A 15,483-nucleotide genomic window follows, 5' to 3' on the forward strand; every position below is an offset into this window, starting at 1 on the left:
GTCGGAGAGTAAACATGTTTGATATAATGGAACAACACAGCGAAGAAGCTGTAATAAAAGTAATCGGCGTGGGCGGTGGTGGCGGTAACGCTGTTGAGCACATGGTTAAACAACAAATAGAAGGCGTGCGTTTTATAGCCGCCAATACGGATGCGCAAGCATTACGTAACTCTGCTGCCGATATTACAGTTCAGCTAGGCACGCAAATAACCTCTGGGTTGGGTGCGGGCGCAAACCCTGAAGTAGGCCGTAAGTCGGCTGAAGAAGATGCAGATACAATTCGTGCCAGCCTTGAAGGCGCCGATATGGTATTTATTGCAGCCGGTATGGGCGGTGGTACAGGTACTGGTGCAGCACCGGTAGTTGCTAAAATTGCTAAAGAACTCGGTATTTTAACCGTTGCAGTTGTAACACGTCCTTTTGATTTTGAAGGTAAAAAACGTGCAGCAGCCGCTGAACAAGGCATTAACGAATTGTCAGAAATTGTAGATTCACTTATTACAATTCCGAACAATAAATTGCTTAAAGTTTTAGGAAAAGGGACTACACTTCTAGATGCCTTCGCTAAAGCTAATGACGTATTATTTGGTGCGGTACAAGGTATAGCAGAGCTAATTACACGTTCTGGTTTAATTAACGTGGATTTCGCCGATGTTAGAACTGTAATGTCTGCAATGGGTACTGCAATGATGGGAACGGCGTCTGCGTCAGGTCCTGATCGTGCACAAGAAGCAGCAGAAGCCGCTATCTCAAGCCCACTACTAGAAGACGTTGATTTAACAGGTGCTAAAGGTATCTTAGTTAATATCACCGCAGGTATGGACATTGCGATTGAAGAATTTGAAATTGTTGGTAATCACGTTAAAGCACTTGCGTCAGAAAACGCAACGGTTGTTGTTGGTGCGGTAATCGACCCAGAAATGACTGATGAGCTACGTGTAACGGTTGTTGCAACTGGCTTAGGCGGCGATCGTCGTCCACAGTTTGGTATTGTTGATAACGGCTTTAAAAAAGCATCAGGTTCTGATGTTGCAAGCACATCAAACCAAACGAGCAGTATGTACGTACCAAGCTTTGCAAGCCAAGATACAAACACTGAAGAAAACACTGCTAAAGCGCAAACGCAAAGCAAAGAAAAAGCGCCTACAACTAGTTCAAGCAGTGCATCAAGCTCTTCAGCACAAAACAGTAAAAAAGCGGATAAATCAGAAGGTGGTGATTATTTTGATATCCCCGCTTTTTTACGTAAGCAGGCTGATTAACATTTAATAATACTTTTGTTTGAAATATGTACAAATATTGAAAGGCAAAAGGATTTATGTTAAAATCCGCCATATAACTGTAACTGATTTAAAAGTGAGCATACCTATGATTAAACAGCGTACGATTGCAGAAGTAGTCAAAGCCATAGGAATTGGACTTCATAAAGGTGAGAAGGTCACAATAACTCTCCGACCTGCGAGCGCAAATACTGGGATTGTATTTCGTCGTGTCGACCTTGATCCGGTTGTTGATTTTGAAACAACACCTGAAGCCGTTGGTGATACGCAGTTGTGTACCTGTTTAATTAACAAAGATGGTGTTCGCTTATCGACTACTGAGCATCTTATTGCAGCCGTTGCTGCAATGGGAATTGATAATCTAATTGTAGAATTAGATAGCTCAGAAGTGCCGATTATGGATGGTAGTGCATTACCATTCATATATCTGTTACAAAAAGGCGGAATTGAAGAGCAAAACGTTGCTAAACGCTTTGTCCGTATTAAAGAAAAAGTACGCATTGAAGAAGGTGATAAGTGGGCTGAAGTTGAACCATATGATGGTTTTCATATCGACTTTGAGATTGCATTTAACCACCCAGCTATCAATGAAAGTCGCCAACGTATTGGGTTGGATATAACAACGCAAAGCTTTATTGAAGAAATTAGCCGTGCGCGTACTTTTGGATTTATGAAAGATATTGAATACATGCATGCAAACAACCTAGCGCTAGGTGGTAGCATGGATAGTGCTGTGGTACTTGATGAGTTCAAAGTTTTAAATCCTAACGGTTTACGTTATAGCGACGAGTTTGTTAAGCACAAGATATTAGACTGTGTTGGTGACATGTTTATGACAGGCCATAATCTTTTAGGTAAAGTAACTGCATTTAAATCGGGTCATGATTTAAATAATAAATTACTTCGTAAAATTATGGCTACAGAGTCAGCATGGGAGTGGGCAACATTTGAAACGCCTGTGACGATGCCTGCACCCGGTCTTGAGTTAGCTCCAGCCTAAAAGCAGTAAAAGAGCAGCTCGAAAAACAGTTATAAAAAATGACGCTAATTAGCGTCATTTTTTTTGCGTGAAATTTAATAGCTCTATACTTTATTATAACTCTAAAAGAGCTTGTAACTGATTTAAACTAGCTACTGTATAGGTTGGCTTTATTCCGTCGGCTAATTGTTCACCAGGGTGTTGTAACCAGCAAGTATCAATACCTGCATTGTTGCCGCCAAGTATGTCACTTGCAGCAGTATCACCTACCATAAGTATCTCGCTTTTATCTGGGTTACCCATTAGCTCAAATGTGTGCTCGAAAATCGCTTTATTCGGTTTTGCTATACCTACAAGTTCAGATATAACTAACCATTCAAACATATCTTTTAAGCCAGTATGCTCAAGGCGTACGGTTTGTAAGCGGGCAAATCCGTTAGTAATAATACCTAATCTAGCATTTGGCTTAAGTTTATTTAAAAGCTCAATAGCACCAGGTAATGGCTCGCAAATTTGCGCCATAGAATCTAAAAAAGCATCGTTTAGCTCTTTTGCTGGCACATTAAGTTTTGAAGCCCACTCATTAAAGCGTGTTACTTGTAAGTAATCTGCGCTAATAGTGCCATTTTGATAATTAACCCACAGCTGCTTATTGGTTTTTTGATAATGAATATAATCGTCTTGGCTAAAATCTACGTTGTAAGCTTTAAACATGCGAGTCATGCCCGCTAAAATATCAAACCTAAATAAGGTTTCGTCTGCATCAAACAATACATAGTTGTACTTCATTAAACTTCCTAAATTAATTTGTTTGGCCGTATAGCTCAGGGTGTAAAAAAGGCGCCATAGCTAAAGTGAGTGCTTGTGTATAGGTACTTTCGCGCGTGGCATGATTGTTGGTAAGTAGACCAATAGCGCCACCTTTTTGTTTAACGTTGGTGGTATTAAATGCTTTGTCCATTACATCGCCAAGTTCTTCACCTTTAAGTAATGCATTATAAAGTACTTGGGGTAGAGGAAGGTTGCTGCTACGCCCTACAACTTGATTTAAGGCATTATCAATAACAACGTAAGCAAAGGTTGCTGCACCATAGCTAAGTTGCTCTGCACCGCCTTCCATTGCAACGTAATAGTGAGCTTGGTGGTGCTTTTTGCAATAATTAACACGGTTTTGCGCGCCAATACGTGTTTCGTCTTCGCCAATAGGCTGATCGGGCACGCCTGAGGGAGCATTCACACCTTCACAGTCAATGATACATTCTGGAAAATACATAGTAAAAATATGTTTAGCGGCATTTATTTTTACAGGATTTTTAGAACCGACAATAATTTTTAATTGTTGTGACATGCTGATCTCACCTTGAGCAAAATCAGCAGTGTACGTGAGTTAGCTTTAACAAAAAAGAGTCGGTAATCAAATAGGTAAATCGAGTGGTGCTAGGTTTTCCAGTGCACGCTTTTTCAAAATAATATCTTTAATTAATGGGGTAAGCACAAGCTCCATAGCCAAGCCCATTTTACCGCCTGGTACTACAAGTGTATTTATACGAGACATAAAACTGCCTTCGATCATCCGTAAATAATAAGGAAAATCAACATCATCAATACCCCTAAAGCGAATAACTACAAAGCTTTCATCAAGAGATGGAATATCTTTGGCGCTAAATGGATTTGAGGTATCAACAGTAGGCACCCGCTGAAAATTAATATGGGTACGAGAAAACTGCGGGGTAATATGATTTATATAGTCATCCATACTGCGCACAATAGAGCCCATAACCGCTTCGCGAGAATGGCCTCGTTCGGATGTGTCGCGTATTAATTTTTGAATCCATTCAAGGTTAATAATTGGAACCATGCCTATTAATAAATCGACATGCTTTGCAACGTCTACATCTTGATCAACTACGCCGCCGTGTAACCCTTCATAAAACAATATATCAGTATTACTATCAAGGTCTTGCCAAGGAGTAAATGTACCCGGTAATTGATTATATGGGACGGCTTCATCAAAGGTGTGTAAGTATCGGCGTAACTTACCTTGGCCTGTTTCACTATAGTTTTCAAACAACGCTTCTAAAGCACCAAAGTCATTTGCTTCTCGGCCAAAGTAACTAATGTGTTTATTTTCTTGTTGTGCTTCACGTACTTTTTTATCCATTTCAGGGCGAGTGTAACGATGAAAGCTATCTCCTTCGATAAAAGCCGCTTCAATATTAAGGCTACGGAAAATATGTTTAATTGCATTGGTTGTGGTGGTTGTACCCGCACCAGACGAACCCGTAATCGCAATAATAGGATTTTTAGCTGACATGTTAATTCTCTTTTTTAGGACCAGGTTTTATAACCAGACTAAACTTAACATTATTTTAAGCCGTTTGGGTATCTTAAGAGTTGACTGACTTAGCTCAAGTGACGTCATCAGCAAATAACGTTATCATGAGGTGCTTAAAATTAAAACGAGAGAAAGCATGAAACTTATTAAACCATTACTTGGGATATTTTCTATAGCAGCGCTTAGCCCAATTATGGCGCAGGCTAGCATGCCAAAAAGCCAAGTATTACTTGCTGATTTAAATACACCTTTCGGGGTACAAGTTAGTCTAGTGAGTGATAAAAACAGTTATAACAACCAACCGCACTTAACAAGTACAGGTTTATACTTTACTCATGAGGTGATTGCAGATGAGCAAAGCCAAACCGATATTGCTTATTATGATTTAACATCAAAAAAAGTTATTAATATCAGTAACTCTCCCGTAAGCGAATATTCACCAACGGTTATGCCAAGTGGTGATGCAGTATCAGCGATTGTTGTAGAGGTAGATGGTAAGCAAAAACTGTGGCAATACCCACTCAAAAGCGAAGATACGCCAAGTCGTATTTTTGATTGGATTGAACCTGTTGGGTACCATGCTTGGGGCGTTCAAAATGATTTAGTAATGTTTATTTTAGGTGAACCTCATACTCTTCAATATACTTCTGTTGCACAAGCTAAGGGGAAAATAGCTGCCAGTAATATTGGCCGAACGCTTATTTATAACAACTCTACGGCTGCATTTTTATTTAGTTACACTAAAAACGAGCAACATATTTTAGCGAGTTTTAATCCACAAGATAAACAAGTTGAAGACCTACTAAGGTTACCTGCTCAAGTTCAAGATTTTATTTTGAAAGATGATGCAACTATCGCTTATGCTATTAAAAACCGCGTTTATCAGCGTAAACTTGATGGAAGTGATGAAGTATCGCAATGGCTTAATTTAAGCACCTACTGCGAAACAAATATAACAAGAATGAGTTACAACAATGAAAAACTCGCTTTTGTATGTGATATAACGCAGTAAAGCAGACAAATAAATTCAGATTTTATTGTGTGTATGCGTTAATCTAATACGCAAATTAACTAATAGGGATTACACGTGGCTTATAGTGCAGACGAGCTGACAGAACAGCTCATTAAATTACAGTGTAGAAGTAATTTTAAGATTAAAAATATTGCTGAGTACATGTTAGTAAACTCTAAAGAAGCATTTTATACCCACAGCGAAAGCGGCAAGGGTAAAATAGTAATTCGCCCAGCATTTGAGGTGTTTAGCGATGACTTTAGTGATATTGATGGCGTAACGCGTGCGCAAGGCTACTTTCATAGCAGCGAGATGACACGCTTTCCTACACGTATTTTTAAAAGTGCTCAGCCTATTCACTACGGTGTGGCGTTTAAAATAAATTCTGAGCAAGCAGCCAAAGACTTTATAGCCAAGCTAACGATGATTATTGGTAACTAGTAAAACATAAACGTAAAAAGCCGCTGAATTTATATTCAGCGGCTTTTGTGTTTTTATAGCTTAATAAACCTAAGGGTTACTTACTTTTTAAGAAGCTATTAACCGATTCAAGTTCACGTGTTTTAAGCGCAATACAATCGTTTGTGCTTTCTTCAAGCTTACTTAATGTACGAGCGTAACCGGCTACATCGGCTACTTTTTCGTTAAAAAAGGTCTTTGTTTTAGCTAAGCTTTCTGCATTACAACTCGCCGTTGTAAAGTACGGTAAGTTAGGAATAAAGAAAGGCGGTAAGCTTGCTGTTACTTTATCGTAGTTACTGTAAACCCAGTCAATAAATAACGCTTGGCGCTCATCTGTGTAACTTTGACCTGACAAAATAGTACGCATGTCAGAGGCTGTTACTTCATCCGTTAAGCTATAAGCTAATACCGCTTTTTGTAATTCAGGTTTGCCAAAAAAGCCCATTGCAGCAAGCATGTTAGTGCGTACTTGTGGATCTTTCGTTGTTTTAAACGTTGTCATGAATTGATCAAGCAGCGCTTTGTCACCATGAAAAGCAGCAAGAGTTAAGTACGTACCGGCTAAGTAAGGGTCTACTTTTTGTGGATCATTTAAATAAACTTGTGTTTGTTCTTTCGCTTTACTGATTACGTTTTGATCTTCACCATCAAAACCTAAGCGTGATACAACGGCCGCACGAAGTTGTGCAATAGCTCCGTCTTCTCCCGCTTTAGCTTCTAAACCATATTTTTTAGCTGCAGGCGTTACTGCATTACGAATAAATTCAGGCCATAGGTCTTTATTGCTATCGTCTTTAAAAGTACGTTGTTGCGATACTAAGTAACCTAGCGCGGTATTTGCTACGCGAGGGTGGCTATCGCTTACGAACACTTCAAGTGTTTGCATTAACTTAGCAGCAGATATAACACCAGCGTCAAGTAGTGCATCAGTAGCCGATAACAACGCTAAGCGTTCACGGTCACTCAGTACGCTTGGCGCCTTTTTAACAAGTGCGCTAAATTGTGCGTCATCCATTACCCAGCGGTAGTAGCCTAGTGCACCCTGATCTGGATAAATCCATTCTGGCTCAAAGTCTAAGTCTAGCGTTTGGCTTTGTTTATTAAGTAATACATTTGCTGTTTTTACTTTATCGCCAGCACCATATTTAATTGCAACCGGTACATTCCATAACTGCTCTGGCGCATCAACGCCTGCATTTACAAAGCGGCTTTGTGAAATAGTTACTTTGCTGCCTTGTTGAGTTACTTTAACTAGTGGGAAAGAAGACTGTTCAATAAACGATTTTAAAACACTCGCTACGTCTTTATTTGATGCTTTACCAAGTGCTTCCCATAAGTCGGCCGCTTCTGCGTTTTTATATGAAAACTCTTTTAAGTAGCTTTGAATACCTTTTTGAAATGCATCTTCGCCAATCCAGTTTTCAACCATAGCAAGTACTGAGCTGCCTTTACTGTAAGCAAGACCTAAACCATCCATAATGTCAGCTTCGGTTTTAATTGGCTTACGAATAGGCTTGGTGCTTAGGCGTGCATCAAGTGCCATTACGTTGTTTTGTGGCAGGTCTAAGTGCGATTCAAACTCAGGGTTAAGCTGCTTAGTAATTTTTGCAGCCATCCAGCTAGCAAACGCTTCGTTTAACCATAAGTCGTTCCACCATTTCATGGTTACTAAGTTACCGTACCATTGGTGAGCAAGTTCGTGAGCAATAATTGATACATTACGTTGTTTTTTACTGCGTGTTGCGGCAGCTAAATCAACCAACAAAATATCTTCTCTGTAGGTCACTAAGCCTGAGTTTTCCATTGCGCCAAATGGAAACTCTGGTACCGCTACTGAGTCTAATTTTTTGTAAACGTAAGGGATACCAAAATACGCTTCAAGTGCGCCCAGTACTTTTGGCATATTTTCTTTTGCGTATTGGGCTAAGTGAATTTTACCTTGAGGGGTAATTACACGACCAGGAATTGGCATGCCTTTAATTTCTAATTCTTCAAACGGGCCAACAGCCATCGCTACTAGGTATGAAGGGATTGGCGGTGTTTTATCAAAAAAGTGTGTGGTCATATCGCCATTAACTGTTGTTTTTAACTCTGGCGTATTTGAATATACTTTTTGTGATGTAGGCGCAGTAATCGTTAACTGAAATGGAATTTTGTAACTTGGCTCGTCAAAAACAGGAAATGCACGGCGTGCATCACTCATTTCAAATTGAGTAAATAAGTAAGGAGTGCCTTGGTCTAATGTTTTGTATAAACCAACACTTTGACGGTTATATGGCGCTGAAAAATCAACTTTAAGTGTGTATTTACCTGGTTGAATTTGTTCATCACAGCTAAATTTAACTTTACCTGTTTTAAGCATTTCATTGTTTAAATCACAGTTTTCATCACCAAGCAGTTGCGCCATTTTAACAGCGTAAGCTACGCCATTTAACTCAATGTATTTTGTTGGCTTTAGTACTTCTAGGGAAATCTCAGTCATCCCTGTGAATGTATCTTGGCTCGGGTCGAGTGTTAACGACACCTGTTGTGAACTTGGTTTTGCGAGTTTTTCAATAACGAATTCGTTAGCGTTTGCAGCACCCATTGCTAAAGCAACGCTCACTGTTAAGAGGCTTTTAAGAAACATAGTGATCCCTAGATTGTTGTTGTTAGAAACTACCCTAAATAGGCTTTTTTATGCTCATATAATTAGGGGGTTAGATATCCTAACAGTTTTTTTAAATAGAGTAATTGATTATAACGGTGACTTTAAGGGGAAATAGTAACAAAGTTTGTCAGTGGCTTTCGCGTGTTATAAAACGCTGCCAATGCAGGTGTGAGTTAATAATACGTATTTGTTGGACAACGGTATTTAATAAGTAGGTATCGCTAAACACATCGTGTGGATACTCGTTAAAACCCATCAAGTAATTAAAAGCGTCTTTAGAGTTAGCTTGTAGGGCGTATATACGCACTTGTTGCTCAAAGTTAAGACGAAGACTGCTTATTGCTGTTTTCATACCGAGTTGATCTACGTTTGGTATATCACATTTTTGCAGATAACCGGCTCGCTCACCTTCGCCTGAAAACCAAATGCGGACTTTTTCACTGTACCTGCCAGTTTTAGCCGGTAAGTCGAACATTAATCGGTGTTGGTTTTGCGATTTGATGAACGTTATATATTCATTAAATCCAGCATTTATAAGTGCTTGATGTACAGGAACTAAGCGAGGTTTTATTTTACCGTGGGTATGAAAATTAAAGCATAAGACGTTTTTTTCAAGGGACAGATCATCAAGCGTTAAATAACCAACCTCATCGCTATAAGCACCACTATAATATGCAATTAAAGGGAGCCAAAAATGCCAGTGTTTTGGTTGCTCTCGTGCAACTTTAAAATCACCGTATATATATCCATTATAAAGAGTGTGCAGTTCCATGGCTGAAAAGGGCCGGCGACCAAGATGGGTTTTCAACGTAATACCTTGAAAATAATGATGTGTTTTATTTTATACCCAACTAGCAGTAGATGCTAGTCGGGTTTTATCCGCTTTTAGAGTAAAGCGTATAAAGTATTATTCACTCAATGCGCGAGCTAAACCTGTAGGTTCAATTTCTGCACATACTTGGTCGTCATTCCAATTGATACCAACAAGTGCGTTATCTTCATTTAAGTCTTCAACCCATGCATCTAAAAATTCATCAAGGTTGATTTCTACTGGGCTGTAATCTTTCCACTCTTCTTTACACTGTGCTTTAGCTGCTGCTTCACTTTCCCAAAGCAGTAGTACGTCAGTTTCGTCAAATTGGTTAGAATCGCACACTACAAAGCCATTATCTTCTGCACCAAGTGCCCAAATTACTTCGCTAACACGTACTTTTTCTACGAAGTTAACTAGTTGTGATTCAATTTCGATATCGCTCATGTGTTTACCCTTTTAAATTAGTGACGAGGATTGGTGTCTATTGCTGCTTGGCGCTCGTCATATTGCTTATGAAAAGCAACAAGCGCTGAATGCTGACTAAAGTCAGCTAATTCGCGAAAGCAAATCCAATCAAGCAGGCAGTATAAACTGATGTTGAGGTATTCACAGCTTTTAAATTCTTCATCGCTTAAATGGGTATTTAAAAAGCTTAATGTTTGTTCAATACGTTCGTTTTGCAGATTAAAAAATAATTTATCGCTTTTGGTGTCAAATCCAGAACGTTTACATAACACCATTTCTACTAACGAATCGTTACAAGCATTTATAGTCGTAAGTAAGTGCTCTTGAGGCCACGTTAGTTTTGGCTGACCTGTTTTTTCAAGTAAATAACGCAATATAGAATTAGAGTCACTAAGAGTTAAGTCGCCATCTACCAGTATTGGGATTTTTCGAGCTGGATTTTTACTGGCCATAGTAGGGCGATCTTGCTCAGAAAATATATCGAGACTTACAAGCTCTAGTTTGCAGCTGTTTTGTTGTGCCCAAATTCTAATGCGGCGCACGTAAGGTGAAGGTACAGAACCAATTAATTGCATAATTACTCCATAAAAAAGCCGCATAAGCGGCTTTTATCAAATGTTACTTACAGTACAGTTAAATTTATTCTGAACGGCTAGTAACTTCAAGTAAATGATAACCAAATTGAGTTTGCACAGGGCCTTGTACTTGATTAATTGGTGCAGAAAACACAACTTTATCAAACTCTGGAACCATCATACCAGGGCCAAACTCACCAAGAGCACCGCCATCCTGACCTGAAGGACAATTAGAATGTGCTTTTGCTAGTTCAGCAAAGTCTTCGCCTTGCTCAATTTTTGTTTTTAAGTCTAAGCATTGTGCTTCACTGTCTACAAGTATATGTCGTGCGCTTGCTACTGTCATAAAATCTCCCGAGTATAGTGTGGTGTTTTTTTAACCGAATTGAAATATCATTCTAGTTAGTTTCAACTAATTGTACCAGTATAAACTTATTTATCAGAAAACGCAGTTTCAATTGCAGTAATCATTTGCTCTGAATTAGGTGCCACTTTGCTGTTAAACCGTAAAACTGTTTTACGATCAGCAGACACTAAGTATTTATAAAAGTTCCAATTTGGAGAGCTAGTTTGCTCATTCAAATATTTAAAAATTGGATTTGCTTCGCTACCACGAACTTTGCTGGTGGCAAACATGGGAAAAGTTACACCATAATTTACAAAGCATACTTTCGCTGTTTCTTTTTCATTGTCTTCTTCTTGAAAAAAGTCATCAGAGGGGAACCCTAATACGACTAAACCTTGCTCTTTGTATTGTTGATATAGCGCTTCAAGGCCTTTAAATTGATATGTAAAACCACAATTACTTGCCGTGTTTACTATTAACAAAGGTTTATTTTTAAATTGGCACAAGTTAATAGATTCTTTTGAGCGAAGCTTTCGTATATCTACATTAGTAAAATCTTGACAGTCTTGGGCAGAGGTTTGGTTAATAGTTGATGATGTTTCAGCTTGGAGTGAAGCATTAATAAATAAAGCCATTAATCCTATTATAATTTTTTTTAGCATTACATTACCTAAAATTTACGATTGTTTGATTGGATAATCATACGCTAATATGGAACAAATTGATCAACCCTCTAATGACCTATGACAATCCGTTTAGCAACTATTAATGATCTTAATGAAATTGTAGCCATTTACAACGAAACTATTGCAGGGCGAATGGTAACTGCAGATACGCAAGAAGTGAGCGTTGACGAAAAGCGTGACTGGTTTAATAGCCACAACGATAAAAGGCCTATTTACGTTTACTGCGAAAATAACCAAGTACTTGCTTGGGTAAGTTATAAATCGTTTTATGGGCGCCCAGCTTACGACGGCACAGTAGAAATGAGCATTTACATTACCAGTAAAGCGCAAGGTAAAGGGCTTGGTAAAAAGCTAATGATATTTGCTCAAACACAAGCTAAGCAATTAAATATTAAAGTATTACTCGGCTTTATTTTTAGTCATAACTTACCGAGTGTTAAATTGTTTAAGCATTTTGATTTTGCAATATGGGGTGAGTTGCCAAGCGTTGCCATAATGGATGATAAGGCGTATAGCCTTACTATTTTTGGAAAACATCTGGAATAAATTATTTTTCATAATGTTGTAATATTTTTTTACAAAATAAGACGAAGGGTTTATGCCAATTAAATAAAAATAGTCTACGCTATTAACATATTAAGTTTATTAATTTGAAGTGTAGCTTGATGATTCGAAAAATATTAATTGTTGATAGTAGCAGTGTCATCGCAATGCGTGTGAAAGTGCTTTTAGAATTAATAGGATGTGAAGTCGAATTAATTCATTTCAGCATGCTAGACATGTATACCAATATAGGCGACTACGACTTAGTTGTTGTTGCCCATGGTGTGCCTGTTGATTCTATAAAACCGCTTGTTAGCCAAGTAGCGCAAGAGCGTTTTATGCTGCTTGCTCCAAAAGCACAAAGTGGTGAGCAACTAACTGCGTTTAGTGAGCTAAATCATGTTGCGCCTGACGCAACCGTGATCTACCCATTTTTTTCTAATAAAGAAATTACTTCTCTTTTAGAGAGCCTACTAGAATTAGGCTCTAATCATATTTTGCAATTACCCGCTATTTTACTCGTCGATCATGTTCCTGAACGCCTCGAAAAAATGAAAAATAGCTTGATTGGTGCTCATATCGAGACCCATACAGCAACCACCTCTGCAGAAGCTTTAGAAATTACGAAAGAAAAGCAAATCGATATACTAATAAGTGATTTTGTTTTAGATGACGGAACCGGTTTAGAAATTTTTTCAAACTTAAAAATAATGCAACCACATTGCCGTTGCTTATTATTTACCTCACGTCCCGATCAAGTTTCAATGATTGAAGCTATTCGTCAAGGTGTAGAAGACGTACTTATTAAGCCATTGAACGACAGCTCATTATTACAATCAATACATAAACTGTGGCAAACAGAGTTATTAAAACGCCATAACGCAGAACTTGTCGAAAGGCTACAAGATACGGTTGATGCCCTGATTGAAAAAGACAGCCTACTTCAGGTTATTTATAAGCATACGCCTGATGCAATTATGTTGTTTGAGAAATGCGGTAGAGTGATAGAAGCTAATGATGCTTGTTTAAAACTATTTAACTTACCGTTTAACGAACTAGAAGGTAAATCAGTATTTAGCTTTTTAGATGATGATTCAACGTTAGGTATTAAAAATAAAATTTCGACATTAAATAGTAATCGCCAATTTAGCTGCGACTTACGTTTATCTAAAACTGCAGGGGGCTATATACCGTTAGTGGGATCTTTTAATGAGATAGATCACCATGGCGAAATAGCACTTGCCGTAATATTTAAAAATGTAACTCACCTCAAGCAAAAAGAAGATTTACTACTTGAAGCAAAAGATATCCTTGAAGAGCAAGTAAGAGCGCGTACTTCACAACTCGAGCACGCTAAAAACGTGGCTGAGGCTGCAAACTTAAGTAAATCAGAATTTTTAGCAAACATGTCGCATGAACTTCGAACACCTATGCACTCTATTTTAAGCTTTTCACGTTTTGGTTTAAGCAAACTAGAAACTGGAGATTTTGCAAAAGAGAAACTCATTAAATACCTATCGCGAATAGAGAGTAGTGGTGAGCGTTTACTGTCGTTACTAAATAATTTACTCGACCTATCTAAGCTAGATGTGGGTAAGTTTCCATTTAATCCTCGTCCATATAATTTAGCGAACATTATAAAAACAAGTATTGATGATGTATCTGGTACGGCAATGGAAAAAGAAATTGAGGTTGTATTTACCGCGCAGCCATTACCTGTAATTGCGCAATGTGATGAAGAGCAAATAAATCAGTTACTTCGAAACGTATTAGGTAATGCACTTAAATTTAGCGAACCCAAAAGTAAAATACGGGTAAATTTAGAGTCAGATAATAAGCTTGCTACTATAGAGGTTACCGATAATGGGGTCGGTATACCAGAAGATGAGCTGGAACATATTTTTACTAAGTTTGTACAAAGCAGCAAAACAAATAGCGGTGCCGGTGGTACCGGATTGGGCCTTGCATTGTGTAGAGAGTTTGTGTCTTTACATCAAGGTGAGATCACTGCACGTAACAACGAAAATGGTGGTGCAACTATATCTATACAGGTGCCATTAGAAATAAATCTAGATGATCATTTGGCTGAAGAACAATTAATACAACACAGTAATTAATTGCTAGTTAGCATACCAAGTAACTTTTTTTGAGAATTTGAATGGATGATAAATTATGGCCTTAACTAAAATACTTGCCGTTGATGACGAACCCTTTAACCTTGAAATTATTGAGGAAATTTTAGAGGAGCTTGATTTTGAATTACAAGTAGCAACAAGTGGTCCTGAGTGTTTAAACATGGTTGAAGGCTATATGCCTCAGGTTATATTGCTCGACGTAAGTATGCCGCAAATGAACGGTTATGAAGTATGTAAGGCACTTAAAGCAAACCCAAATACAGCACACATTATTGTTATGTTTGTGTCTGCTCGTGGCACAGTTGAAGAACGCATGGAAGGCTACTCGGTTGGTGCAGAAGACTATATTGTAAAACCCTTTGGCCATGATGAACTTAAGTCAAAGCTTAAAAATTTAAACCAAGTACTTGTTGAAAAACAAAGCCTTGAAAAGCAAGTTGAAGATGCTACATCAACTGCATTTAATGCCATGGCTAACAGCAGTGAAATGGGGCAGATAGTTAACTACGTTGAAAACATAGGTTTTATTAACGACCCTCAAGAGCTAGGTAAAGCGCTTATAGATTGCCTACAATCTTTTGATTTGCAAAGTAATATTGAGTTTAGAGAGAACGATGAAATTAGTCACTTTGCATTAAGTGGCGTGTGTTCACCTATTGTGGTGGAGCTATTTGAAATGCTTAAAAACAAAGGGCGTTTACATGAATTTTCGCATCGAATTTTAGTTAACTATGAATTGATTAGCTTACTTATTTTAAATATGCCTGATCACGATCCAGATAAGCACGGGCGTATACGCGACCACGTATGTTTTATTGTCAGTGTTACCGAGCAGCAACTACGCGCCATCATGACTAAGAAAATGCTTGAATCACAACAAGCAAAACTTAATGCCGTAGCAAGTACAGTTCACAGTAAGTTTCATGGCTTAATTAGCTTATTGAATGACAACCGTCAAAACAACGAAAAAGTGTTTAAACAGTTACAAGAAGAGCTCGAAGAACGTATCCCATCAATGGGATTAGATGAAGATCAGGAGGTGTTTATTTATAAAAAAGTAGATGAAACTATCCAAAACTCAGTGGCCAGAGAGGAGTCTGTTAAACAGGTAAAAGCAGCTTTTGCTGAAATTGAGCAAGACCTGTCATTGCTTTTAAAGAGCTAAATATACTTAATTAAATAATGTTACTTTAAGGCTTAC

The 15,483-nt window shown here is 38.2% G+C and carries 16 protein-coding genes; 7 read left to right on the top strand and 9 right to left on the bottom strand.

The genetic code is table 11. The features are described from left to right. The first annotated feature begins 14 nt into the window (after positions 1 to 14). Positions 15 to 1,262, top strand: coding sequence for a cell division protein FtsZ (ftsZ, locus tag I6E72_RS11265; RefSeq protein ID WP_007582938.1), 1,248 nt, complete (start codon positions 15 to 17; stop codon positions 1,260 to 1,262). A gap of 106 nt (positions 1,263 to 1,368) precedes the next feature. Beyond that, positions 1,369 to 2,280, top strand: coding sequence for a UDP-3-O-acyl-N-acetylglucosamine deacetylase (gene lpxC / locus I6E72_RS11270; protein WP_024592892.1), 912 nt, complete (start codon positions 1,369 to 1,371; stop codon positions 2,278 to 2,280). A gap of 93 nt (positions 2,281 to 2,373) precedes the next feature. On the opposite strand, the gene yjjG is transcribed toward lpxC, so the two are convergent. The 3 genes from yjjG to I6E72_RS11285 form a co-directional block, all read right to left on the bottom strand. Beyond that, positions 2,374 to 3,048 carry a pyrimidine 5'-nucleotidase gene (yjjG, locus tag I6E72_RS11275; RefSeq protein WP_165721132.1) on the bottom strand — a complete coding sequence of 225 codons (675 nt, stop codon included), beginning with the start codon at positions 3,046 to 3,048 and terminating at the stop codon, positions 2,374 to 2,376. Positions 3,049 to 3,061: 13 nt separating this feature from the next. Continuing rightward, positions 3,062 to 3,607, bottom strand: a complete 546-nt coding sequence (gene yjjX, locus I6E72_RS11280; protein ID WP_197112326.1) for an inosine/xanthosine triphosphatase — start codon at positions 3,605 to 3,607, stop codon at positions 3,062 to 3,064. A gap of 66 nt (positions 3,608 to 3,673) precedes the next feature. Further along, the gene (locus tag I6E72_RS11285; protein WP_007579904.1) at positions 3,674 to 4,573 is read right to left on the bottom strand and encodes a phosphoribulokinase; all 900 of its coding nucleotides are present in this window, start codon (positions 4,571 to 4,573) and stop codon (positions 3,674 to 3,676) included. A gap of 157 nt (positions 4,574 to 4,730) precedes the next feature. Here I6E72_RS11285 and I6E72_RS11290 point away from each other — a divergent pair, with 157 nt between their 5' ends. Continuing rightward, positions 4,731 to 5,606 carry a hypothetical protein gene (locus I6E72_RS11290; protein WP_197112328.1) on the top strand — a complete coding sequence of 292 codons (876 nt, stop codon included), beginning with the start codon at positions 4,731 to 4,733 and terminating at the stop codon, positions 5,604 to 5,606. A gap of 75 nt (positions 5,607 to 5,681) precedes the next feature. Then, positions 5,682 to 6,047 (top strand): hypothetical protein, encoded by a 366-nt coding sequence (locus I6E72_RS11295; protein ID WP_007579906.1) that lies wholly within the window; start codon positions 5,682 to 5,684, stop codon positions 6,045 to 6,047. 76 nt (positions 6,048 to 6,123) lie between these two features. On the opposite strand, the gene I6E72_RS11300 is transcribed toward I6E72_RS11295, so the two are convergent. The 6 genes from I6E72_RS11300 to I6E72_RS11325 form a co-directional block, all read right to left on the bottom strand. Then, a complete protein-coding gene (locus I6E72_RS11300; protein ID WP_166377001.1) occupies positions 6,124 to 8,697 on the bottom strand; it encodes a M1 family metallopeptidase in 2,574 nt (857 codons plus the stop codon). Between the two features lie 148 nt (positions 8,698 to 8,845). Further along, entirely contained in the window at positions 8,846 to 9,526 is a 681-nt protein-coding gene (locus I6E72_RS11305) for a hypothetical protein (protein ID WP_197101279.1), read from the bottom strand. Positions 9,527 to 9,625: 99 nt separating this feature from the next. Then, on the bottom strand, positions 9,626 to 9,976 hold the full coding sequence (locus tag I6E72_RS11310; protein WP_007579911.1) for a DUF2750 domain-containing protein: 351 nt from the start codon (positions 9,974 to 9,976) through the stop codon (positions 9,626 to 9,628). A gap of 17 nt (positions 9,977 to 9,993) precedes the next feature. Beyond that, on the bottom strand, positions 9,994 to 10,572 hold the full coding sequence (locus I6E72_RS11315; protein ID WP_007579913.1) for a glutathione S-transferase family protein: 579 nt from the start codon (positions 10,570 to 10,572) through the stop codon (positions 9,994 to 9,996). A gap of 64 nt (positions 10,573 to 10,636) precedes the next feature. Then, on the bottom strand, positions 10,637 to 10,918 hold the full coding sequence (locus I6E72_RS11320) for a peptidylprolyl isomerase (RefSeq protein WP_002958009.1): 282 nt from the start codon (positions 10,916 to 10,918) through the stop codon (positions 10,637 to 10,639). Positions 10,919 to 11,004: 86 nt separating this feature from the next. Continuing rightward, entirely contained in the window at positions 11,005 to 11,580 is a 576-nt protein-coding gene (locus tag I6E72_RS11325; protein ID WP_197112330.1) for a glutathione peroxidase, read from the bottom strand. A gap of 81 nt (positions 11,581 to 11,661) precedes the next feature. Between I6E72_RS11325 and I6E72_RS11330 the strand changes: the two genes are divergently transcribed. The 3 genes from I6E72_RS11330 (at position 11,662) to I6E72_RS11340 (ending at position 15,447) form a co-directional block, all read left to right on the top strand. After that, positions 11,662 to 12,150: a GNAT family N-acetyltransferase gene (locus I6E72_RS11330; protein WP_007579917.1), complete on the top strand. Its 489-nt coding sequence runs from the start codon at positions 11,662 to 11,664 to the stop codon at positions 12,148 to 12,150. A gap of 119 nt (positions 12,151 to 12,269) precedes the next feature. Further along, on the top strand, positions 12,270 to 14,264 hold the full coding sequence (locus tag I6E72_RS11335; RefSeq protein WP_197112332.1) for a hybrid sensor histidine kinase/response regulator: 1,995 nt from the start codon (positions 12,270 to 12,272) through the stop codon (positions 14,262 to 14,264). A 55-nt stretch (positions 14,265 to 14,319) separates the two neighbouring features. Next, positions 14,320 to 15,447, top strand: coding sequence for a response regulator (locus I6E72_RS11340; RefSeq protein ID WP_165721128.1), 1,128 nt, complete (start codon positions 14,320 to 14,322; stop codon positions 15,445 to 15,447). Positions 15,448 to 15,483 lie beyond the last annotated feature (36 nt).

Origin of the sequence: Pseudoalteromonas sp. NSLLW24 (assembly GCF_015864725.1) — a bacterium.
GTDB lineage: Bacteria > Pseudomonadota > Gammaproteobacteria > Enterobacterales > Alteromonadaceae > Pseudoalteromonas > Pseudoalteromonas arctica.

What these genes read in the sequence shown, in the direction of transcription:
- ftsZ (WP_007582938.1), top strand. Translation starts at nt 15, where the DNA reads ATGTTTGATATAATGGAACAACACAGCGAAGAAGCTGTAATAAAAGTA.
- lpxC (WP_024592892.1), top strand. Translation starts at nt 1,369, where the DNA reads ATGATTAAACAGCGTACGATTGCAGAAGTAGTCAAAGCCATAGGAATT.
- yjjG (WP_165721132.1), bottom strand. Translation starts at nt 3,048, where the DNA reads ATGAAGTACAACTATGTATTGTTTGATGCAGACGAAACCTTATTTAGG.
- yjjX (WP_197112326.1), bottom strand. Translation starts at nt 3,607, where the DNA reads ATGTCACAACAATTAAAAATTATTGTCGGTTCTAAAAATCCTGTAAAA.
- I6E72_RS11285 (WP_007579904.1), bottom strand. Translation starts at nt 4,573, where the DNA reads ATGTCAGCTAAAAATCCTATTATTGCGATTACGGGTTCGTCTGGTGCG.
- I6E72_RS11290 (WP_197112328.1), top strand. Translation starts at nt 4,731, where the DNA reads ATGAAACTTATTAAACCATTACTTGGGATATTTTCTATAGCAGCGCTT.
- I6E72_RS11300 (WP_166377001.1), bottom strand. Translation starts at nt 8,697, where the DNA reads ATGTTTCTTAAAAGCCTCTTAACAGTGAGCGTTGCTTTAGCAATGGGT.
- I6E72_RS11310 (WP_007579911.1), bottom strand. Translation starts at nt 9,976, where the DNA reads ATGAGCGATATCGAAATTGAATCACAACTAGTTAACTTCGTAGAAAAA.
- I6E72_RS11315 (WP_007579913.1), bottom strand. Translation starts at nt 10,572, where the DNA reads ATGCAATTAATTGGTTCTGTACCTTCACCTTACGTGCGCCGCATTAGA.
- I6E72_RS11320 (WP_002958009.1), bottom strand. Translation starts at nt 10,918, where the DNA reads ATGACAGTAGCAAGCGCACGACATATACTTGTAGACAGTGAAGCACAA.
- I6E72_RS11325 (WP_197112330.1), bottom strand. Translation starts at nt 11,580, where the DNA reads ATGCTAAAAAAAATTATAATAGGATTAATGGCTTTATTTATTAATGCT.
- I6E72_RS11330 (WP_007579917.1), top strand. Translation starts at nt 11,662, where the DNA reads ATGACAATCCGTTTAGCAACTATTAATGATCTTAATGAAATTGTAGCC.
- I6E72_RS11335 (WP_197112332.1), top strand. Translation starts at nt 12,270, where the DNA reads ATGATTCGAAAAATATTAATTGTTGATAGTAGCAGTGTCATCGCAATG.
- I6E72_RS11340 (WP_165721128.1), top strand. Translation starts at nt 14,320, where the DNA reads ATGGCCTTAACTAAAATACTTGCCGTTGATGACGAACCCTTTAACCTT.